Source organism: Bacillus cereus group sp. BfR-BA-01381 (assembly GCF_022663555.1).
In the GTDB taxonomy this organism is placed as follows: Bacteria; Bacillota; Bacilli; order Bacillales; family Bacillaceae_G; genus Bacillus_A; species Bacillus_A pacificus.
On record NZ_JAKUFR010000363.1, the window covers coordinates 1 to 213 of the forward strand.

Below are 213 nucleotides of genomic sequence, written 5' to 3' on the forward strand. Positions count from 1 at the left end.
TGCCTGAGCTTTAGCTGCTTCACGAGCTTTAGCTGCTTCTTGAGCCTTAGCTTCTGCTTGAGCTTCAGCTGCTTCTTGAGCTTTAGCTTCTGCCTGAGCTTTAGCTGCTTCGCGAGCTTTAGCTGCTTCCTCCGCTTGAGCTTTTGCTTGAGTTTCAGCTACTTCACGAGCTTTAGTTGTTGCCACGGCTTTAGCTGTATCTTGAACTGTAGT

General features: G+C 48.4%; 1 protein-coding gene. It reads right to left on the bottom strand.

What is annotated here, in order from left to right; translation table 11 throughout:
• Positions 1–186, bottom strand: a 186-nt coding sequence (locus MR079_RS29055) for a hypothetical protein (protein ID WP_242295126.1), incomplete at its 3' end; no start/stop codon positions are given.
• Positions 187–213 lie beyond the last annotated feature (27 nt).